This window comes from Nocardia sp. NPDC059154 (assembly GCF_042755705.1).
GTDB lineage: Bacteria > Actinomycetota > Actinomycetes > Mycobacteriales > Mycobacteriaceae > Nocardia.
This window is the reverse complement of the sequence record NZ_JBHZCS010000029.1, coordinates 19,157-39,411: the sequence shown is the minus strand read 5'-3', so window position 1 is coordinate 39,411 and position 20,255 is coordinate 19,157. Positions and strand designations below refer to the sequence as shown.

17 protein-coding genes are annotated in these 20,255 nt (G+C 67.3%); 4 read left to right on the top strand and 13 right to left on the bottom strand.

The window, feature by feature from the left end; genetic code table 11:
* Window positions 1–12: 12 nt before the first annotated feature.
* Window positions 13–159, top strand: a complete 147-nt coding sequence (locus ACFXN1_RS24545; RefSeq protein ID WP_379445671.1) for a DUF1059 domain-containing protein — start codon at window positions 13–15, stop codon at window positions 157–159.
* A 115-nt stretch (window positions 160–274) separates the two neighbouring features.
* Here the strand turns inward: ACFXN1_RS24545 and ACFXN1_RS24540 are convergent, their stop codons facing one another.
* The 12 genes from ACFXN1_RS24540 to ACFXN1_RS24485 all read right to left on the bottom strand — a co-directional run bounded on the left by ACFXN1_RS24540 (window position 275) and on the right by ACFXN1_RS24485 (window position 12,020).
* Window positions 275–880: a hypothetical protein gene (locus tag ACFXN1_RS24540; RefSeq protein WP_379445669.1), complete on the bottom strand. Its 606-nt coding sequence runs from the start codon at window positions 878–880 to the stop codon at window positions 275–277.
* A 46-nt stretch (window positions 881–926) separates the two neighbouring features.
* Window positions 927–1,880: an MlaD family protein gene (locus tag ACFXN1_RS24535; protein ID WP_379445668.1), complete on the bottom strand. Its 954-nt coding sequence runs from the start codon at window positions 1,878–1,880 to the stop codon at window positions 927–929.
* Window positions 1,877–2,929: an MlaD family protein gene (locus ACFXN1_RS24530; RefSeq protein WP_379445666.1), complete on the bottom strand. Its 1,053-nt coding sequence runs from the start codon at window positions 2,927–2,929 to the stop codon at window positions 1,877–1,879. The genes ACFXN1_RS24535 and ACFXN1_RS24530 overlap by 4 nt, the downstream gene beginning before the upstream one ends.
* A gap of 44 nt (window positions 2,930–2,973) precedes the next feature.
* Window positions 2,974–4,074: an MlaD family protein gene (locus ACFXN1_RS24525; protein ID WP_379445665.1), complete on the bottom strand. Its 1,101-nt coding sequence runs from the start codon at window positions 4,072–4,074 to the stop codon at window positions 2,974–2,976.
* Entirely contained in the window at window positions 4,074–5,108 is a 1,035-nt protein-coding gene (locus ACFXN1_RS24520; RefSeq protein ID WP_379445664.1) for an MlaD family protein, read from the bottom strand. Before ACFXN1_RS24520 ends, ACFXN1_RS24525 begins: the two co-directional genes overlap by 1 nt.
* Window positions 5,096–6,100, bottom strand: a complete 1,005-nt coding sequence (locus ACFXN1_RS24515) for an MlaD family protein (RefSeq protein WP_379445662.1) — start codon at window positions 6,098–6,100, stop codon at window positions 5,096–5,098. Before ACFXN1_RS24515 ends, ACFXN1_RS24520 begins: the two co-directional genes overlap by 13 nt.
* Window positions 6,100–7,155, bottom strand: coding sequence for a mammalian cell entry protein (locus ACFXN1_RS24510; RefSeq protein WP_379445661.1), 1,056 nt, complete (start codon window positions 7,153–7,155; stop codon window positions 6,100–6,102). Before ACFXN1_RS24510 ends, ACFXN1_RS24515 begins: the two co-directional genes overlap by 1 nt.
* Before the next feature lie 4 nt (window positions 7,156–7,159).
* On the bottom strand, window positions 7,160–8,017 hold the full coding sequence (locus tag ACFXN1_RS24505) for an ABC transporter permease (protein ID WP_379395952.1): 858 nt from the start codon (window positions 8,015–8,017) through the stop codon (window positions 7,160–7,162).
* Window positions 8,014–8,871, bottom strand: coding sequence for an MlaE family ABC transporter permease (locus tag ACFXN1_RS24500; RefSeq protein ID WP_379445660.1), 858 nt, complete (start codon window positions 8,869–8,871; stop codon window positions 8,014–8,016). Before ACFXN1_RS24500 ends, ACFXN1_RS24505 begins: the two co-directional genes overlap by 4 nt.
* 202 nt (window positions 8,872–9,073) lie before the next feature.
* Window positions 9,074–10,183, bottom strand: a complete 1,110-nt coding sequence (locus ACFXN1_RS24495; protein ID WP_379445659.1) for a serine hydrolase domain-containing protein — start codon at window positions 10,181–10,183, stop codon at window positions 9,074–9,076.
* Window positions 10,184–10,233: 50 nt separating this feature from the next.
* The gene (locus tag ACFXN1_RS24490) at window positions 10,234–11,085 is read right to left on the bottom strand and encodes a helix-turn-helix domain-containing protein (protein WP_379445670.1); all 852 of its coding nucleotides are present in this window, start codon (window positions 11,083–11,085) and stop codon (window positions 10,234–10,236) included.
* Between the two features lie 92 nt (window positions 11,086–11,177).
* Entirely contained in the window at window positions 11,178–12,020 is an 843-nt protein-coding gene (locus ACFXN1_RS24485; RefSeq protein ID WP_379445658.1) for an acyl-CoA thioesterase, read from the bottom strand.
* A gap of 406 nt (window positions 12,021–12,426) precedes the next feature.
* Between ACFXN1_RS24485 and ACFXN1_RS24480 the strand changes: the two genes are divergently transcribed.
* The 3 genes from ACFXN1_RS24480 to ACFXN1_RS24470 all read left to right on the top strand — a co-directional run bounded on the left by ACFXN1_RS24480 (window position 12,427) and on the right by ACFXN1_RS24470 (window position 17,133).
* Complete coding sequence (locus ACFXN1_RS24480; RefSeq protein WP_379445656.1) at window positions 12,427–13,488, top strand: alginate lyase family protein; 1,062 nt, start codon at window positions 12,427–12,429, stop codon at window positions 13,486–13,488.
* 671 nt (window positions 13,489–14,159) lie between these two features.
* Window positions 14,160–14,594 (top strand): hypothetical protein, encoded by a 435-nt coding sequence (locus ACFXN1_RS24475; RefSeq protein WP_379445655.1) that lies wholly within the window; start codon window positions 14,160–14,162, stop codon window positions 14,592–14,594.
* Window positions 14,587–17,133 carry an ATP-binding protein gene (locus tag ACFXN1_RS24470; protein WP_379463678.1) on the top strand — a complete coding sequence of 849 codons (2,547 nt, stop codon included), beginning with the start codon at window positions 14,587–14,589 and terminating at the stop codon, window positions 17,131–17,133. Before ACFXN1_RS24475 ends, ACFXN1_RS24470 begins: the two co-directional genes overlap by 8 nt.
* Window positions 17,134–17,884: 751 nt before the next feature.
* Here the strand turns inward: ACFXN1_RS24470 and ACFXN1_RS24465 are convergent.
* The gene (locus ACFXN1_RS24465; RefSeq protein WP_379445059.1) at window positions 17,885–20,152 is read right to left on the bottom strand and encodes a protein kinase; all 2,268 of its coding nucleotides are present in this window, start codon (window positions 20,150–20,152) and stop codon (window positions 17,885–17,887) included.
* Window positions 20,153–20,255: the final 103 nt, after the last annotated feature.

The window sequence follows — 20,255 nt, the reverse complement described above, 5'->3', positions numbered from 1 at the left end:
TGGGAGTAGATGATGAAGACCCGCCTGAGCTGCCCCTGCGGCGAATACATTCGCGGCGAGAACGACGACGACCTGGTCGAGAAGACCCAGGCCCACCTCGCCGAGCGGCACCCCGATCACGACTATTCCCGCGACGAGATCCTCTTCCTCGCGTACTGATCGCGCATCCGGGGAAGTAGGTCATCAGGGCCCGGGACCCTGACCAGGCGTGACTCGCCTCCGCCGAGATCCTTCAGAGAGGTCGGCCCGGCTCCGAATGAGCCGGGCTCCCCCACTACTTCGACGGCAAAGCGTTCTGCAGGCCGCCCACGTCGGTGATCTTCCATCCCGAATTGCGGTCGACGGTCAGCGAATACGTGACGGTGGTCTGAGCGCCATCGGGAGTCTGCGCGCTCGTGGACGTCACCGTGAGGTAGGCGTTGACCTTGTAGATTCCGCCGGATTCGGAGATCACGGTGGCGGACAGGGGCGCTGCCTTGGAGGTCCACTGCAGCGGCAGCAGAATCTGTTCGAGTTGCGGTGCGGTGGCGTCGAATTTGGCCGAGAGTTGCGGCGTCGTGCCGGATTGCAGGCGGCCGATCCAGCCCTTCACGTCGTGATAGTCGATGGTGGAGGCGCCCAGCGAGTAGTCCGTCGCGATCTGTTCGGCGTGCCGGTCGTCCGCGGCCTTCCCGTCACGGTCGGCGAGCGTCGACCTGGCCGACCAGTACAGCGATGCGAAGGTCACCGCCACGGCGGTCAGCAGCGCGATACCGGCGCTGACCAGCACCGTCGACAATCGTAGCGACACCGTGCGCGGCGCAGCCGCGCGATCGCCGGAAACTGGTGAACTGCTTTCCGTTTCGGCCGAGGTGGGTGCTTCATCGGTGAGTGCGCTCATGGTTGTGTCCTTCCGCCCGCGCGGCGATGCCCGACGGTGTCTGCGTTCATTTGATGGCGATCCGGAGATGCACTGCGCCGTCCTCGCCGACGCCCTGCAGGGCCTGGTCGATCAGCGCGCTGATATCGATGGCGGGTGCGCGACCGACCACGTCACGCATCGGTTCGAGCACCGGCGCCAGCGGCGCGATGGCGGGACCGATCTTGTCCAGCAGCGCGTTCAGATCGGTGAGGAACGGGACGAGCCCGTCGCCGGTGAAGTAGTCGGGGACCGGCCGGCTTTCGGCCAGCAGTGAGCCCGAGGCGACGATCTGGTTCAGGGTGATGCCGAATTCGCCGAACTTGGGCCCGGCATCGGCGAGCGAGGGACCGAGCCACTCCATATTGCCGCCGATGGCCTGTATGTCGGCGAACAGCTGCCGCAGGGCGGCGGTGCGGCCGAGCAGCGCGGCGGCGAGCAGAGTCGTCGATCGCTGCAGGGTCTGCACGGCCGCGTCCGTTCCGGCCAGCGCAGTGTCGAAGGTGCCGACCAGGCGCGAAATCGACTCGGGATGAACCTGATTCAGTAGTTCCACCACCCGAGTGGACAGAGCCGTGATCGTCAACGGCGTCCTGATCCGGTCGGCCGCGATGATCTGGCCGTTCTGGAGATACGGCCCGGCGGCGGTGCCGGGCGCGAATTCGATGTAGGGCTCACCCAGCGCCGACAGCTGTTCGATGCGCACATCGCTGGCCACGGGGATGCGGTACCGGTCGTCGATGCGCAGCCGAACCAGCACACCGGCAGGCTGCTTGCGGACCGACTCGGCGCGCCCCACCTGGATGCCCGACAGCAGGACCGGCGTATTCGGACCCACACCACCCGAATCGGACAGATGCATCTCGGCGACGATGAACGACCGCCGCGGATCCAGGTGCAGGACGCCCACCGACATGTAGCCGACACCGAGGACCAGCACCGTGGCGATCGCCGAGAGCGACACCGTCGCACGCAGATTCATCGGACCACACCGATCATCCGGAGGGTGTCGAGAATCCGGCCGGTCTGCTCACCGGGTGACATCGCGGAACCAACGGCGGGGTCGACGGCGACCTGGACCATGTCGATCTTCGGGCCTCGGTCGACGAAGGGAATGATCCGGTTCTGGATGAGATCCACCAGCCGCTTCATAGTGGACGGGGAATCGGTGTCGAGCGGGTGCGCACCGAAGAGCACGGGCACCACCGCCCGCACACTGCCATCGAGCGATTGCAGCAGCGGCGCAAGCCATTTCGCCGCGGGTGCGAGCGGGTCCAGCGAGGTGAGCACGAAGATCACGCCGATCTCCGCGTTCACCGCGTCGGTGGTGTGCTGCACGCCGTATGGGGTGAGCAGATCGTCGAACACGGGTGTGTTCTTCTGCAATCCGTCGTCCACCGTCGCCTGCAGGCCGTCGAGCACCGCGTCGATCGAACCCAGGTGATCACCCAGATCCGACAGATCCGAGCCCAGGATTCCGGCGATGCGCGCCGTGTCCGCCGGATCCCTGGGGAGTATCGCGTTCGCCTGGCGGACGATGCTCTGCATATCCGACACCGCACCGCTGCCCACGAATGTGGACAGCCCCGCGAGAATGTCCTCGATGGAGGCCGATTGTGTGGTGTTCGCGAGCGGGATCGTCGCGCCCGCCGCCAGCTCACCCCCGGCCGGCGTGGCCGGTTCGGTGAGCGCGATGTGCACATCGCCGAGCGGGGTGTCCTGCCGCAGTTCCGCGGTGGTGCCCACCGGCAGTCGCACCGAGGTCCGGATCGCGATGTCCGCGATGGCGTATCCCCGCCGGGCGGGCCGGTCCGCAGCAGCGGCCACCGGGTCGACGAGCGTCACCCGGGTCAGCTGTCCGACCCGGACGCCGTCGGCGATCACCTTGGCGCCCTGGGGAAGATTGAGCACATTGGCGAATTCGACCCGCAGCGCATAGGTCGGGCCACCCACTCCGGCGCCGGGGACGGGCAGGTCCGCGGGCTGGAAGCCGCATCCGGCGGCGGAAGCCACGGTGAGAGCTGCGACCACCAACCGCGCCACGCGGCGTGAGGCCCTGCTTGCGCGCCCGGCCGTCATCGCGCGCCCGCCGCAGCGAGCAGCACGGGCAGGGCGGGCACCGTCACCACACCACCGGAGTTCTGGCACCCCTGCCCGGTGAGTGTCCGCACGGCGGAGCAGATCTGATCCGTGTCCTGTTGCGCGAGCACGAGTTTCGGCGGCGCGTAGCCGATGGTCGGCTTGCCGGAGACCGGGTCGACAGCGCTCGCGAACCCGTTCGCCACCGCGGGCGCCATCCGGATCACGTCCGCCAGCGAGCCGACCCCGGACGCGATCAGGTGCGGCAGGTCGGGGATCGAGTCCAGTGCGCGCAGCGCGGGCGAACCCAGCATCATGAGCGCGTCGTTGGCCTGCGGCAGGACCTCCGCCAGCGCGGCGACGAGATCGATGATGGGCGGGAACGCGATCGTGTCGATATCACCGAAGGTCTGCGGCAACCCGGTCACGGTGTCCTGCACCCGATTCCATCCGCCGCGGGCGCGATGCGCGAGTTCGGTGAGCGCGTCCAGCAGCTTGCCGAGATGGCCGATCGCCGCATCGGGCGCCTGCAGCGCCCGGGACAGTGCGAGGAGGGTGGCGTTGATCTGTTCGCCGGTGCCGGCGGTGGCGTTGTCCAGAGCGGCCAGCCCGTCGGCGAGGGCGGTGCGCTGACTCGGGTCCCGAGTGCCGTCGAGCTTGTCGACCAGACCCGCGAGCGCCGCGAATGTCTCCGAAAGGCTCTTGGGTGTGAGGGTTTTGGTGATGCAGTGGTCTGCGTCCCAGCCGGGGCCCGCCGGTTCGGCGCCGATGAGCGCCAGCTTCCGATCGGCGACCAGGGTGTCGCTGACCGTGACCGCCCCGACCTCCGCTGGCAGCGTGCGATCCGCCCGTATCTCGAATCGCACCCGCGCCGAGGTGCCGTCGGGCTGGATGTCGGTGACCCGGCCGACCGGCACGCCCATGATGGTGACCGTGCTGCCCTGGTAGAGGCCGATGCTGTCGGGCATGTCGGCGCAGTAGCCACGCAGCTGCGGATGCGGTCGGCTCAATTTCAGGCCGATGACGGCGGCCAGCACGAGGGTGACGACCACCGTGGCCGACATCAGCCCGCGCGAGGCCAGGATTCTCTTCATCATCAACATCCCCCTCCCGGAACGGGTACGCACACCGCCGCGACCGCGAGCGTGGCGGCGGACTGGTCGACGCTCACGCCGCCGGTGGCGGGCAGCAGCGGAAGCAGACGTTGTTCGAAGCCGCGCAGGGAATCCACCAGTGCGCCCAGCCGGCCGCCGAGTTCGGACAGCTTCGGGATCGCGTCGGCGAGCGGTTGCGCACGCTGTTTCAGCGACTGGTCCCACGCCCGGCCCAGCGGGGTCAGATCGCGCAGCACCGCCGCCAGATCCCGCAGCGCCTGAGCCACCTGCACCTTGTTGTTCTGGACGATCGTCTCGAGGGTGCCCAGCGTGGTCAACAGCCGCGCCACGACATCCGAATTCTGGTTCAGCGCGGTCAGATACTCGTCGGCGAGCGACAGGGTGCGGGAGATGGCGGCGTTCTGCTTGTCCAGAACCCCCACCAGATCCCCGGCCGCACGGACGGCGGCGCGGACCGAGTCCGGGTTCGCGCCGATCGACTGTGCCACGGCGGCGAGATCCTGCCGCAGGACGTCGCCGTCGATCCGCTGGACCGGTTGTATCGCGTCCTGGAAAGCCTGAGTGAGGTTGTAGGGCACGATGACTCGATCAGGCGGAATCACCGATGACCCGAGTGGCTTGCCCCCGGCGGGTTCGACCGCGACGTAATAGCCGCCGACGACCGTGAGCATGCGGATGTCGAGGGTGGTCTGGTCGCCGAGGAACGCCCGCTCCGAGACGGTGAACTCCATGCGGACCCGATCCGCCAGCAGGGTCAGCGATTTCACCTTGCCGACCGGAATGCCCGCGATACGGACATCGTCGCCGGGCCGGACGGCACCGGCCTGGGTCATCTCCGCCGTATAGGTTCGCTCCGGGGAGGTCCCGGAGATGTAGACGGCGCTGATCGCGATCACCAGCACGACCGCCGCGCAGATGCCGGCGATCCCCCACCGCAGGTCGCGGGCGGACTCTCCCACCGGCGTGCGGTGCGGGTCGCGCGGGGTGCGCCGCCGCCACGAAATCACCTGTGGCATAGGACGATCCTTTGTCCGGCGATCAGCATGCGCAGGGGTTCGGGCGCGGGGGCAGCGCCGTGTGAGCAGGTCATGGCGGCATCCGGGCCGGTCGCCGGGACGGCCGCCGTCATCGCCTGGATCAGGCCGGGCAGGCGGTCGAAGACCGCTACCGCCTCCCGAGGATCCGGGAACGCCTGTTTCAGCGCGGCGTCGAGGTCGCGATCGGGGGCGCCGGTGACACCCAGCACCGTCAGCATGCTCCGAAGTGGTTGCAGCACCGGGGGAATCTGGTCGGAGAAGCTGACCAGACCGGGCAGCTTGTCGCTGATGGTGACGAACAGGTCGGTGAGATTCGTCAGCAGTTTCATCGCATTGCCCGATTTGCCGCCGAGGTGATCGGAGATCTGCGACAGGTTGGCCACCAGGGTCGAGAGCACCGCCTGCCGGTCCGAGGCGTAGTGGCTCAGTTTCTCGATGGCCCCCAGCGCCGGTCCGAGCCCGGTCCCGTCACCCTGGATGACGGCGAGCATGCCGGCGCCGAACTGGTTCAGATCCTCCGGTGACAGTTGCGCCAGCACCGGTTGCAGACCCTTGAACAGGGTCGTGATGTCGAAGGCGGGGACGGTCTCGGCGGTGTCGAAGACCATTGCCGGATTCCGGTGTGCGCCGGGCTGATCCGGCTGTTCGATGTCGAGATAGCGGAATCCGGTGAGGTTCTGGTACCGGATGGCGATCTTGCTGTTGGCGAACAGCGGGTGGGCGCGGGTGACGGTGAACCGCACCCGCGCCAGCGTGCCGTCCAGGCCGACGTCGCCGACCTTGCCGACCTGAACGCCGTAGAGGCGCACGTCGTCACCGGGGCGCAGACCGTTCGCGTCGGTGAACAGTGCTGTGTAGGAGTCGGTTTCGCCGCTGACGGGTCGTTCGACGACGCGGAACACGCCCGCCAGCACCACACCCATCAGCGCTGTTGCGAGGGCCACGCGCAGCAGCAGGGCACGGGTGGACATCAGCGGCCTCCCGTCACCGGGTGCGAGCCGAGGACCGCCGCGAGCGGCGTCGCCAAGCCGGGCACGCCCGTCAGTTCCACGGATGCGTTCAGCACCGGTCCGTCCGGTGTGTCGTGGAACGCCGCGCCGAGCCGGGTGAGCAGTTCGGTGAGCTCGCTCGCGGTGCGGTCCGGCGTGCTGATCGACGCGGACACCTGGTCGAGAATCGTTGTGCCGATGGGCAACAGGCCGAAGAAGTAGCGCTGCGAGGTGCCGAGCAGGGTCGTGGCCGTGGGCAGCAGATCGGTGCGGATTCCGGAGAACATGGCGCCGAATCGGGCCAGCTGTTCCGGGGAGACGAGCTGCTTGTTCACATAGCTCGCCTCCAGGACCGCCAGCCCGCCGGTCAGCATGGGCGGCAGTCCCGCCAGTGCCGAACCGAATCGGTCGAACAGCAGCGACGGTGGCAGCTGCTGGGTTTCGGCGAACGCCCGGGCGGTGGCGCCGATCGCCTGCAACAGCGGGGTGAACGCGCTGAGATCGTGTGCGGCGGTGCGCAGCAGCTCGGTCAGTTGCGGTGTGAGCACAGTCCCGGTCAGCTTGCCGGTGAACTTCAGCAGGGTCGCCAGCGTCGCGTCCCGGACCCGATCGGCCGCCCCGGTCAGATCGACGTTCATACCGTCGGTGAGCACCGTGCCGCCCCTCGCCGAGTGCAGGTCCAGAGCGCTGATACCGAACAGGTTGCCCGGCGCGTAGTCGACGGTCACCGCGTCGGTGAGGCCGAACAGCTGAGAACCGGTCAGGCTCAGCATGATTCGCTGGCGACCACGCCCGGCGACGTCGATGGCGCCGACCGATCCGACGCGCACGCCGTCGAGCCGCACGTCGGTCCCTGGCCCGACGCCCGCGCCGACCTGGTTCACCACCAACGCCAGGTGCATGGTGCCGGCCGATGCCGGCTCCGGCCACGCTCGCCACCCAACGCCGGTGCACACGGCGAGCACGAGCGCGCACACGCCGAATATCCGCGCCCGGCGCGGGCCGACTTCGGTTCCGGGCAGTGCATAAGGTGGCATGGCGTCACCCGGTGAAGGAGATGGGCGAGCGGAATCCCCACAGCACGATGGTGGCGACCATGTCGAGGGCGATGATCGACACCAGGCTCGCCCGGATCGCGCGCCCCGAGCCGATCCCGACGCCCTCGGGCCCGCCAGTGGCGAAAAACCCTTGATAGCAGTGGATCAGCACGACCGCCACCGCGAACAGCATGACCTTGATGGTCGCGGCGATCACGTCCCAGCCGGCCACGAACTGATCGAAGTAATGGTTGTAGGTGCCCGAGGGCGTGCTGTGGACGGTGGTCACGATCACCTCGCACGAGAAGTAGCTGAGTATCAGGGCGACGACGAATGCCGGTGCGACGGCGACGATTCCGGCGACGACCCGGGTGGTCACCACGAACGGCACCGACCGGATGCCGAGCGATTCGAGCGCGTCGATCTCCTCGGAGATGCGCATCGAGCCGATCTCCGCGGTCATCCGGCACCCGGCCTGCGCCGCGAAGCCGACGCCCGCGGCGATCGGCGCGAGCTCGCGCGTCACCCCAAACGCCGAGATGAGGCCGCTGAGCTGGCCGAGGGATAGCAGATTCAGGGCGCTGAAGGCCTCGATGCCGATGGACGCGCCCATCGCCGCGCCCAGCAGCAGCATCAGCGGCACCACACCGCCGCCGATGATCACCGAGCCGCGTCCCCAGGTCATGTCGGTGATCACCGCGATCGTCTCGCGCCGGTAGTGGACCAGCGTGTACGGCAGCGACGCGAGCACCTGCCAGCCGAAGCCCAGTGCGAAGCCGAGGGATTCGATCGGGCGCAGCGGATGCGCGAGACCGCGGCGGGCCCACCGCAATCCGGCCGGGAGGTAGGACGCCGCCATCACGCCATCCTCACCGGGAAGAACATGGTGACCACCTGTGTGATCACGGTGTTCAGCACCGCGACCGCCGCCACCGACATCACGACCGCGGCATTCACCCCGTCGGCGACACCGCGCGGGCCGCCCTTGGCCTCGAGCCCGCGCTGACAGGCGATCACCACCACCAGCAGCCCGAAGATCAGGGCCTTGGCCAGCGACACCCAGATGTCGATGGGCGTGGTGAAGGCGCCGAACGACTGCCAGTAGCTGCCCGGAGTGACATCGAGCGCGGCCACCGCCACGGCGAATCCCGAGGCGATGCCGATGCACACGATCAGCACATTGAGCAGCGGGGCGACCAGCATCATCGCGGCGATGCGCGGAACGACCAGGCGCTGAATGGGATCCACGCCCATGACCCGCATGGCATCGACCTCCTCGCGAATGGTCCGCGCCCCGAGATCGGCCGCGATCGCGGCCGCACCCGCACCACCGAGCAGCATCGCGGTGGCCATCGGCGCACCCTGCTTGATCACCCCGAGCCCACCGGCCGCGCCGATCATCGAGTCGGCGCCCAGCTGCGAGACGATATTGCCGACCTGCGCGGAGACGATGACCCCGAACGGAATCGCCATCAGCACGCTCGGAATGGCGGTCACCCGGATCAAGAACCAAGCCTGCGTGAGCGTTTCGTGTACTTGGAAGCGCAGCCGGACGACATCGATGACACCGATGCGGATCGCGCCGGCGCCGATCCGCAACGCGCGCCCCAGCGTGGCCAGGCTCGACAGCACGGTCTCGGCGAAGTTCCGGCGCACTACCCGCGCCACGGTCATCCCCTCGGCATCCGGCCGCACCGGCATCTCAGCCGCCGACATCGAACCTCCTCGTACGACCGGTCTTTCAACCCTCGAGGGCAAGTCGGACGCCGCGCGCCGACCCCCTCCCCACGGCCGTGTGATCAACCTCGATCTGTGCGCGGGTGACGCTACCATATGAAATGGACCACATTCCAGACACTGGTCTAGAAATGTGCTCGCTCACCAAGTCAGGCGGATTCTGTCGCTGCGGGACACGCTGCTACGCGAGCGCCTGGTGGATAAAGGCTTGCAGGGCAGCGTCGATGGGATGGGGCTGCGGCGCGATGGCGGGACGGTTCCAGCGTTGGAGGTTCACGGCGGCGGACAGTTGGCGGGTGCCGTCGACACTGGTCATGGAGATAGCGCCGCCACCCCAGACGGAGCCGTCGTGGCCCCAGAAGGTGGCGGGGCCGGGGGCCGGCAGCGTTTGGAGGCCGAGACCGTAGTCGAGGGTCTTTCCCTCGAACGAGATGACCGGAACGGTGCGCTGCATCTCCGCCAGGGCTGGTCGGCTGATGATTTCACCGGCCAGCAGTAGGCCGAAGAAGTGGTTCAGGTCCGTGACGGTGGAGATCAGTGACGCCGCCGGTCCGACCCACGACATGTCGAAAACGCTATAGTCGCGCGGCGGTTCGATCATGCCGAACCACGATTCGTAGTGCAGGGAGTGAGGCCCGTCGATGTGCGGTCCGGCCGGGAGTTCGGTGTCCCGCAGCCCGGCACGCTCGATGATGTCTGCGGTGATGCACTTCTCGGCCGAGGCGCCGGTCACCGACTGCAGAAGTTCGCACAGCAGAAGGTAATTGGTGTTCGAGTAGATCCCGGGGGTGCCACCCGCGGCTCCGGTGGCGGGCGCCGAGACACCCATCTCGATCAGCTCGGTCGGGTGGAAGCGGGTGAATCGGTTGTCGTCCAGGCTGTCCGGCGTCGTCCTCGCCAGGTCCGGAAAGGCCGCGAGTGACGGGTAGGCATGGGGCAGGTATTCGGCGAGGCCGCTGGTGTGGTTGAGCAACATCCGTACCGTGATCGCCGCGCCCCGATCCCCGGGAACAAGACGGGGTAGGTAGCGGCCGATCGGTGCGTCGAGCTCGATCGCACCGTTGTCGACCTGCCGTAGTACGGCGGCGGCGGTGAACGTCTTGGTGATGCTGCCGACGCGGTGGCGCATATCGCTGGTGACGGGTCGGCCGGTTGCGACGTCGGCGACTCCGGCTGCGCCACACCAGATCTGGTCACCGGCGCGGACTTCGGCGAAGATTCCCGGCATGCCCGCACGGTGGACGGCATCCAGGGCGGCCTGCAGCTGCGTGGAATCGAGGGTGGTGGTCACGACCCGTGTCCTCTCGTTGTCGATGTCGGTGGCCACCACTATCGGCCGGGCTACCCGGCCCGGTATTGGAAAAATTCTCCCCAGGCCCGGTACCGGTGCCGGGCGATGGCGGGCAGATAGTGTGCGGTGAGAGCCCTCGGGGTGTCGTTCGCGAAGATCGACACATCCCGGCACAGGTGAGCCTGATCGGTGTACCCGCACTCGGCGGCAACGTCGGCGGCGGGCCGGCCCGCCATCAGTTTGTCGACGGCATACCGGAATCGGGCCAGCATCGCCGCCCGCTTGGGAGTGAGTCCGATCTGGGACTCGAACCTCGACCCCAGCCGCTTGTGACTCCAGCCGAGCGATCGGGCGAGTTCGCCGATCCGCAACCGGCCGTGCGCGGACTCGATTCGAAACCAGGCCTCCAGCACCTCCGGGTCCGGCGACCGATTCGGGGTGTCGCACTGTGCCAGAAACGATTTCGTCAGTGCGAAGCGCTCGCCCCATGCCGGGGCGGAGGCGAGCTGCTCGCGCAGTACCCGAACCCGCGGTCCCCAGAGATCCTCCAGCGCGACAGCGCCGCAGCCCAAATCGATTGGGGGAACACCCAACAGGGAGTACGCCTGTGTCGGCGACAGGCGAATCTCGATACACGCGGCTCGTTCGCTGCGTACTCGCATGGCCGAGAGGGCAAGCCCTGCGGCGAACCCGTCGAGAGATCGCCGGCCGGCGACATCGTCGACCAGGACGGCGCCGGCACCGAAGCCGACCACCACGGTGACCGCCGTCGTCCCGGCAACCCGGAGGTCCAGTCCGGCCCTGCCCATATCGCGATAACCGATCATCGCGCCGCCCGGCCATCCGGCATCGTCCGGACCCGCGAAATCCCACCCCGCACCGGGCTCGTCACCGAAGTCCATGGCTTCCACCCCGTCCAGGCTACAAACCCGGCGGCCTCACCTCGGTGACGCAGGGTGGGCCCAGGTCGGGGCCGCAGGCTCGACGCGGCTGGTCAGCCGGCCCGGCGCATCAGGCCCTGGGCGGAGACGGACGCCACCAGATCACCGGCCTGGGTGAAGATCTGGATGCGACCGTACATCCGGCCGCCACCGGCGAAGGGGCTCTCGCAGTGCAGCAGCAGCCAGTCGTGCATCGTGAACGGCCGATGGAAGGTGACGGTCTGGGTGAGCATCGCGGCCGCGCCGCGGCCGCCGCGGCGCGCGATCTCGGATTTCGGGTACGGGCGCATCGCAACCGGGCCCAGGAAGCCCTCGCTGCCGTGCGCCAGCAACGCGCGACCAAGGCCGGGCAGATCCGGCGCCTTGTCGCAGCGCATCCACACATCCAGGGCCGGCGGTCCCGACAGTTCGGCCGCGAGCGCGTCCGCTCCGCCGAATGTCCGTACCTCCCAGGGCAACAGCGCACACGGCAGCTCTTCGCACTCCTCCGGCCCCGGCAGCCCCTCGGGCAGGTGCGCACCGTGGCTGAGGAAGTCCGGCTCCTCGGCGCTGAGCATCGACAGCACCCGCGCGTGCTCGCGCCCCTCCTGGGAGAACGACACCTGGACCGTCGCCAGCGCCCGCCCCGACTGCACCACCTCGACCGCCACATCGACGTCCCGGTCGGCATACCCACCGCGCGGAAAGACACCGTGCAGCGACTGCACGGCCATGTGCGGCACCGTCCGCTCCGCGGCAACCACGGCCTGCGCGAGCGTCTGACTCCCGAGCGTCGTCGGCAGCGTCGAGGTGACATTGCGAGCACGGAACCGACCCGCCCCGACCTCGGTCAGATCGAGGACATCGAGCAGATCGGCCAGGTCGACCACCGGCCACATATGCGTTCCACCAGCCATTGCGAAATATTTGCACACGCGGCAAGAAGCGCGATCGGCGATTCCCGATGAGCGGCATGGTGAAGTGTTCGAGCCGGTGGCGATCGCGACCGAGGGTCACCCGCGGGGCACGAGGGCCGGGCTCGGTCGTTCACCGTGGGTCGGAGGCGACCGGGTGTACTGTCTTCGTGGTCGATCCAGGCGTGCCCACCGGGACCCGAACGGCCGAATTGTGTTGAATGCTGCCCTGATTGGGGATGAGGTGAGGTCGTCTCGTGTCAATCGTCAGGTCCGGTCCCTCCGGCTGGCGCTGACTGTCGTTGCGATCGTCGGCTCGCTCCTCGGATGCGGATCGCCCTCGGGGACATCACATCCGGCGGAGACGTCGAGCGTTGTCGCCGACGCCGCGGGGTTCGTGCATCCGGGAGTGTTGGAGTCGCGGGGGCAGCTGGATTTCGTGCGGCGGCAGGTGCGGGCGCAGGCGCAGCCGTGGAAGGCGGCCTTCGACGCGATGATGGCGAGCCAGTACGCGGGCCTCGGGTACGTGGCGAAGCCGCGGGCAGTAGTTGATTGCGGACCCTACGACCACCCCGACAACGGGTGCAGTGATGAGCGGCGCGACGCCGACGCCGCCTACACCAGCGCACTGGCGTGGTATCTGACCGGTGACGAGCGCTATGCGCGGAAGTCGATTCAGGTCATGGATGCGTGGTCGGCGACGCTCACCGATCACACCGGCAGCAACGCCCCGCTACAGAGTGGATGGGCGGCCTCGGTGTGGACCCGCGCGGCCGAGATCGTCCGCTACACCTATTCCGGCAGCTGGCCGGATCTGGCTCGATTCCAGGACCTGCTGCGAAACGTATACCTGCCCAAGGTAATCACCGGCTCCACGTCGAACGGCAACTGGGAATTGTCGATGATCGAGGCCACCCAGGGCATCGGCGTCTTCCTCGAAGATCACCACGCCTACGACACGGCGGCAACGATGTACCTCGATCGTGTCCCCGCCTATATCTACCTCACCTCGGACGGTCCACAACCGCGGATCTCGGTCCGCACCCACGCCTCAACCCCGGATCAGATCACCAAATACTGGTGGGGCCAATCGACGCTGGTCGACGGCGTCGCACAGGAAACCTGCCGCGACTTCGCGCACACCGGATACGGCCTGTCAGCGATCGCCCACATCGCCGAAACCAGCCGCATCCAACAACACGACCTCTACCCCCAAGTAGCCGACCGTCTCCGCGCCGCCCTCGAACTGCATTCGAAATACCAACTCGGCCAACCGATGCCGACCTGGCTCTGCGGAGGGCAGTTACAACGCGAACTCGGCCCGGTCACCGAAGTCGCCTACAACGCCCTGCACAACCGAATGCACCTGGACCTCCCCGACACCGAGCACCTCACCGACAAGCAACGCCCAGCCGGGCTGGACATGTTCTCCATGTGGGAAACCCTCACCCACGCCGACAATCCGGGCTGAAGTGCCGGAGGCGACCACGCGGTGAGGGTCGAGTTCGACAGCGTTCGCTCGATATATGTCCGGAGATCCCTTCCAGGAGTGCGATTCTGGCGTCCACGTGACATCCAGGATTCGGGAACAGACCTGACGCACGGCCTGCGGCTCATCGACCAACAGGCGTAATACAGTTCGGCCCGCCATCAGGAATCCACCCGTACCAGTACCCGCCCCGACAGGCGGGGCCAGTGGAAATTCAACTCTCTCAGATCATCTCAGCCCGCGCGGTCCAACCTCCGACGACGCACTTGCATGCGCCGACAGTACACGGCCGCTCAGCGAGCACTGGCTCCGATCGACGGCGATCGCACCGGCCAGCATGGGTGCGTGGAAGATCAACGGACAGAGGCCCTCTGAGCCCGCTGACCAAGGTCGTCAGTGCACGGTGATGCCGATGAGCGAGTCTGCGAGGGGTCGGGATAGCAGGCTCCGATGATGCCTGACCGACCCGGCATATCTGGTAAACGAGCGATCGTTTCCGAACGCCTAGGCAAATGACACCGATGACTCGCGGCGACAGATGGCGTGTTCTTGTATGCCCTGCTGCTGTTCGGGTGTTGGTTCGGGTATCACGCTGGGGGCCTTGGATCTACGATTATTCGACTCGTGTGGCGGAGCCTGAAGGAGGCGGATCGGTGGATCCCATCGTGATGGCGGTCGGGACCGCGTTGGTGAAGGTGATGGCCACCGAAACCTGGAACACGGCCAAGGAGGCCGTCGTGCGCTGGTGGCGCAAGGCCCGGCCCGAGCAGGCCGACCAGGTAGGCAAGGACCTCGACGAGCTGCGCTCCGACGCGGTCGCTGCTGGCGACGACACCTCGACACAGGAAGCGTTGACTGGCGCGTGGCGGCTACGGCTGCACCGGCTACTGAACGAAAACCCTCATCTACGTGGGGGACTCGAACAACTCCTGAGCGATGACCTCCTCCCGCGGTTGAGCGTCGGAGACCAGAGCACCGTCGCGGCGATCACCCAGACCGCCGAAGTGAAAGGCAACCGCAACACCACTGTGCAGGCTGGCCGCGACGCCAACGTCAAGCAACAGCCCCGGTACCCACGTCGTGACTGATCCTGCGGACGAGCCGAGCGACGACGACACCTCCGAGGACACCGATCGTCACGTCGATCCGGTCCCCCGAATTGAACAGCGGGCGACCATCGGCGGGGACCACAACCTGATGGTCCAGGTCGGCGGCGACGCCAATGTCACTGTGCAGCAAGCGACCCCGCCTCCGCGCCCAACTGTGGTCAGTACCCTTCCGGTCGGTCCGCGCACATTCCTGGGCCGTGACAGCGAATTGAGGCGGATCGTAGCAGCGGCGAGTAAGGGGCGGCTCGTGTCGATCCACACCATCGACGGAATGCCCGGCATCGGCAAGACCACTCTCGCCGTCCACGCCGCTCACCAGCTGGCCGAACTGTTTCCCGACGGCCGCTATTTCGTCGAGCTGCATGCTCACACCCAGGGGCAGGCCCCCGCCAATCCCGCCGACGTGCTCGCCCGTCTGCTCACCGACCTCGGGATCGACCCCCAATTCCTGCCCGACACTCTGGAAGGGCTGCGCAACCTTTGGCGCGACCGGCTTACCGACAAGCGGGTATTGATAGTGCTCGACGACGCGGTGGACGCCGATCAGATCGCGCCCCTGATCCCCTCCGGACTCGAATGTCTGACCCTGGTCACCAGCCGCCGCCGTCTGGTCGCGGTGGATCACGCGATGCCGGTACCGTTAGATATCCTCGATCCCGATCCAGCCGCCGCGCTGTTCATTACCGTTGCCCGCCGCACACCAGCCTCCGATATGGAGAGGGCGGCGGTCGATCAGATTACCCGGTCGTGCGGGTTTCTGCCGTTGGCGATCGTGCTGCTGGCCGCGCGCTTGGCACATCACCCTGCCTGGACCATCGAACAAATGGCCGCCGAATTCACCAGCGCGACAGATCGCCTCAGTGAACTGGAGGCTGGGCAGCGGGCTGTGCGGGCCGCGTTCGACCTGTCGTACCGCGACCTTCCAGTCGAGCGGCAGCGACTGTTCCGTCGCCTGGGCCTGCATCCTGGACCCGACACCAACACTGGTGCGGCGGCGGCGCTGGCCGATATCGCGGCCATGACCGCCCGGCGCGAGTTGGACATGCTCTACACCGATCATCTGATCGAGGAGACCATACCGGGGCGCTATCGGCTGCACGACCTGCTGCGCGACTACGCCCATACCCTCACTGTCACCGACCCGGCAGAGGCCAACAACAAGGCAGTGGCTCGGCTACTGGATTATTACCAGCACGGCGCCACCAATGCCGACCGGTGGCTGGGACGCCACACCCGTCCCGTCCCCAGGACACCGACAGTCGAGACCGGCGGTGTCGGGGTACGGGAGTTCGGGGACGAGAATCTGGCGTTGGCGTGGATGCGTGCCGAACGCGCCAACCTGCTGGCCTGCCTGGAGTACACCACTAGCCACGATCCTGCCCGGATGGTCGCATTGACCGACGTGATGGCCGGACTGTTGCAGCGGGAAGGGCCCTGGCCGCTGGCCCGGCGCCTGCACCGGCGCGCCGCACACGAGGCCGAACGCCTCGGTGACCGGCTCGCCTACGCCAACGCCCTCACCAACCTCGGCGGCGTGCTGTGGAGGACTGGGCACTACGGCCAGGCCATCGATCTGCACGAGCAGGCCCTGGACCTCTACCGAGAGATCGACAACCGCCTCGGGGAAGGCAACGCCCTCATCGACCTCGCCATCGTGCGCCAATTCACCGGTGACTACGACCAGTCAATCGTCCTGTATCGGCAGGCCCTGACCCTCTACCGGGAGAGCGGCGAACGCCTCGGAGAAGGCAACGCCCTCACCAACCTCGGCGTCGCGCTCAGGGCGACCGGAGACTACGCGCAGGCCGCAGACCTTTCCAGGCAGGCCCTGGCCGTGTTTCAGGAGATCGACAACCGCCTCGGGGAAGCCCACGCTTTAACCGACCTCGGCAGCGTGTGCATGGCGACCGGGCACTACGTACAGGCCGCAGACCTGCACCAACAGGCCCTGACCCTATTTCGGGAGATCGGCAACCGCCCAGGAGAAGGCAACACTCTCACCAGCCTCGGCGCCGTGCGCATGGCATCCGGTGATTACGACCAGTCCATCGTCCTGTACCAGCAGGCCCTGACCCTCTACCGGGAGAGCGGCGAACGCCTCGGAGAAGGCAACGCCCTCACCAACCTCGCCGGTGTGCGCCGTTTGACCGGGGACTACGTGCAGGCGGCAGACCTTTCCCGGCAGGCCCTGGCCGTGTTGCGGGAGATCGGCAACCGCCCTGGGGAAGCCCGCGTGCTCAATGAGATCGGGACGGCCTCGCTCGACGCCGGTGAACCGATCGAAGCGTTGACAGCCTTTACCGATGCGCTCGGGTTAGCCCGAAAAATCGGAAGCCATCTCGAACAGGCCCGCGCCCTGCACGGCGCCGCCCGCAGTCGGGCCAGCCTCGGCGACACTGCCTCGGCCGTGACCGACCTGCGCACCGCCGTCGACATCTATCGCCGCCTCCGCGTGCCCGAAGCCAACACCGCCGCCACGTATCTCGCCGAGCTCGAATCCCATCCGTCGCCGGACTGAGACCGCCGCTCCCTGCACGGCACCCGATGGGAGGCAAGTTAGCGGAACCGCAACACTGAAGCAGCACCTGTACAGCGGGCGATGGCAAATCATGTCGGCGATCGTTGTGATGCTATTGGTGGTCGGGTTCATATTCGCGCTGTCAAAGTGGGATCCGGACAAGGGTGAAGATGCGCCAGTCGTGCCACTGCCGGCGATCACCTCGCCGTTGCTGCCGTCGCCATCCAGCGAGCCGACTTCGCTAGCGCCTCAAGATTGACCGGAACGTCCGCTCGTGCCGCATACCGTGCGGACCGAACCGGCCAGCGCCGGGCCTCGGAAGATCAACTGGCCGTGCCCATCCGAGGCTGGCGGAACGTCCGCTACTGCGAATGTCGCGCCTTGCTCGGGCTCTTAGTATCGGCTGTTGCGGGGGTCGAGGGACAGATCTGCGAAAAGTCACGCTAAGCGGTTTGGCTATCAGTCCAGCGCGCTACCGCGGATAAATTCCGGAGTCGCTCGCGTGGGCGAGACCTTCGCGCGACGGAATCGCTTGGCAACCCATCTCTGCGGGATCCGGCTCTAATTTAGAGCTACTTTTCGCACCGATGTTCCTTAAACCCCGAGTTCGAGGCGATCCACACCATCGCGCGCGCCCGCGAGGTCGGTTCGGTGCACTCGATCATCGCCACGGCCGAGCTACGCCCGCAGATCGTCGCGGCGATCGAGCGCGGCATGGCCGGACTAGCCTCCTAGCATCGGCTGGGAGTGCTCATGCGATCTCGACACCCGATCGCTTCTCGACGACCCATTCGAGGGCTCGCAGGTCCGCGTCCAGTTTTCGGAACAGCCAATAGGTGGCCACGAACGCGAGCCCGGTGATCCCGCACAACCACAGCACCGAATTCGTGATGCGGACGCGCTCGTCCGGCTCGAGGTAGAGGAATCCGGTCAGCACGGCGACCAGGGGCACCGATGCGGCGATGCCGAGGTAGACCGTGCTTCGTCGGTGCAGTGCCCGGAGGTGGGCGGCATCGCGAACGGTCGTGTGCCCATGGCGCAGGTAGATCGGGTAGACGCAGCGGACGATGTAGAACGTCTGCAGGAAGAACATGTAGGAGACCGCGATCGCGCCGCACACCAGCACCAGCATCGCCGCATGGGCCAACAGCCGCGGCGGACGAGCGGCTATCTCGCCGAGCAGGGCCACCCACACCCCCGCGCCGATCATCCAGAACACCAGGGTGAACATCACGTCGAAGTCGGCCCAGAACAGGGTGCGTGATCGGACGCGGGCCAGCGTCGCCTCGTCGTAGCGTCTGCCCTTGCGCAGGCCGCGTGGCACCGCGATCAGATGCCGGCACAGGTAGACCCAGCTCACGATGGCCAGCGGCCAGGCGATCAGATGGAAAGTGTTCGAGGCTTGGATGAGCTCCGAGTGGACAGCCCCTGACGGGCTCCCTCTGCCGAACTGCAAGCTCTGCCCGTACAGGTAGACCAACGCCGGTCCGACGCCGACCAACGCGATAAGCCACAGGATCGGGACGGGATGGCGCGAAAGCCGTGCCCTCCAACTGTTCTCCGGTGGATAGACGAGGTCACGGGCCCGCTCGTCGAGGCACAGATCGAACTGCAGAGCCAATTCCGATCCGCTGCCGTAGCGGGACTCGCGATCCGGTGACAGGCAGGTCAACAGCACCTGCCGCAGCGCCGCAGGACAATCGGAGGGAACCTCGGACAGATACCGCGCATCGATGGGCCGACGGCGTAATTCGAGCATGCGACCCAGCGACGTCTCCGACATACCGGCGAACTCCTCGTCGGCGAACGGGACGCGTCCGGTGAGCAGCGCCCACAGCATGACGGCCAACGCGTAGATGTCGCTGCGCGTGTCGAGGTCGGCAGCCGTCGCCGGCAGCTCCGGATGACACGCTTCGAGCTGTTCGGGTGACATGTAGGCCAGCGATCCGCCGAAGTACGCCAGCGGGCTGGTACCCCGGATCTGCCGGCTGAAACTGACATTGAAATCGGCGAGCTTGGGTATGCCGTCGGCACTCAGCAACACGTTCGCCGGTTTGATATCGCGATGCAGCACCCCGCGTCCGGCGGCATGCCCGAGCGCATCGGCGAGTCGACGGCCCAGCCAGGCAACCGTTTCCGGCCACGTCATCGCGGCGATCCGGGCCCGCACCGCCGAATCGGTGGCACGAACCTCGCCCTTGTCCTCGAGAACCCCGTCCACGGCATCGAGCAACACCCGCCCACTGCGCGCCTGCACCGGGGTCGATCGCAGCCGATTCAGCACATCGAGCAACGTGCCGCCCGGCAGGTACTGCATGTACAGCAGCTTGAGCTCGCCGTCGGCGATCAGTCGCTGGTCGAAGATCCGCACGATGTACTCGTGGTCCAACTGGGCGAGGGTCTCCGGCTCGGTGCCGTGGTTGTGCGAGATCTTGACCGCGACCAGCCGCTGCATCGAGCGCTGCCGCGCGAGATACACGCGAGCGAACGCACCCTCCCCGATCATCGTCAGCAGGTCGAAGTCCCCGACCCGGTCACCCGGATTGATGGCCCCCAGAGCGACCTGCGCGCTCGGGCGAGCAACCATCGTGCTGCGATATCCGGTGGTATCCAACTGGACCGGAGCCCGGCCGATCCCCGCGGCCGCGGACTCGGCAGCCCCGGGTTCGGTCGGCTCCTCCCCCGCAACCGGCCGCGAGCCGCGACGCAGGGCGTGGTATTCCTCGTAGACCAGGTCCGCAGGAAGTGGGCCGCTCCGCAGCTCGGCGTACTGCTCGCAATACTCGGCGAGGCGCTTGGGAAAGTGATGCCGAACCCACCGGTTCTCGAGGTCGACCTTGATCAGTTCCACCAGCACCGCACGCCGCTCGGTATCGGCGTCGGGCAGGTACGCCGACAGGTCAGGAGGACACCCCGACGCCGCCCACGCCTGCGAAAACCGGGCTACCGCCGCAGCGAGCGCCGTGCGGCTCCGTTCGGCCGGATCGATGATCAGATGCTCGAGGGACTCATGCACCACATCGATACCCCGGAACGCGAATCCCCGAGGTGTGGCCCCACGCGACGATCGACAACCACACCTGAATATCCGACACAGCTTCGGTGCCATCCACCCTGACCGG

Excerpts from the sequence above, each read along its gene's own strand:
- ACFXN1_RS24485 (WP_379445658.1), bottom strand. The coding sequence starts at position 12,020 with ATGGCTGGTGGAACGCATATGTGGCCGGTGGTCGACCTGGCCGATCTG.
- ACFXN1_RS24525 (WP_379445665.1), bottom strand. The coding sequence starts at position 4,074 with ATGATGAAGAGAATCCTGGCCTCGCGCGGGCTGATGTCGGCCACGGTG.
- ACFXN1_RS24500 (WP_379445660.1), bottom strand. The coding sequence starts at position 8,871 with ATGTCGGCGGCTGAGATGCCGGTGCGGCCGGATGCCGAGGGGATGACC.
- ACFXN1_RS24545 (WP_379445671.1), top strand. The coding sequence starts at position 13 with ATGAAGACCCGCCTGAGCTGCCCCTGCGGCGAATACATTCGCGGCGAG.
- ACFXN1_RS24510 (WP_379445661.1), bottom strand. The coding sequence starts at position 7,155 with ATGCCACCTTATGCACTGCCCGGAACCGAAGTCGGCCCGCGCCGGGCG.
- ACFXN1_RS24535 (WP_379445668.1), bottom strand. The coding sequence starts at position 1,880 with ATGAATCTGCGTGCGACGGTGTCGCTCTCGGCGATCGCCACGGTGCTG.
- ACFXN1_RS24515 (WP_379445662.1), bottom strand. The coding sequence starts at position 6,100 with ATGTCCACCCGTGCCCTGCTGCTGCGCGTGGCCCTCGCAACAGCGCTG.
- ACFXN1_RS24540 (WP_379445669.1), bottom strand. The coding sequence starts at position 880 with ATGAGCGCACTCACCGATGAAGCACCCACCTCGGCCGAAACGGAAAGC.
- ACFXN1_RS24520 (WP_379445664.1), bottom strand. The coding sequence starts at position 5,108 with ATGCCACAGGTGATTTCGTGGCGGCGGCGCACCCCGCGCGACCCGCAC.
- ACFXN1_RS24490 (WP_379445670.1), bottom strand. The coding sequence starts at position 11,085 with ATGGACTTCGGTGACGAGCCCGGTGCGGGGTGGGATTTCGCGGGTCCG.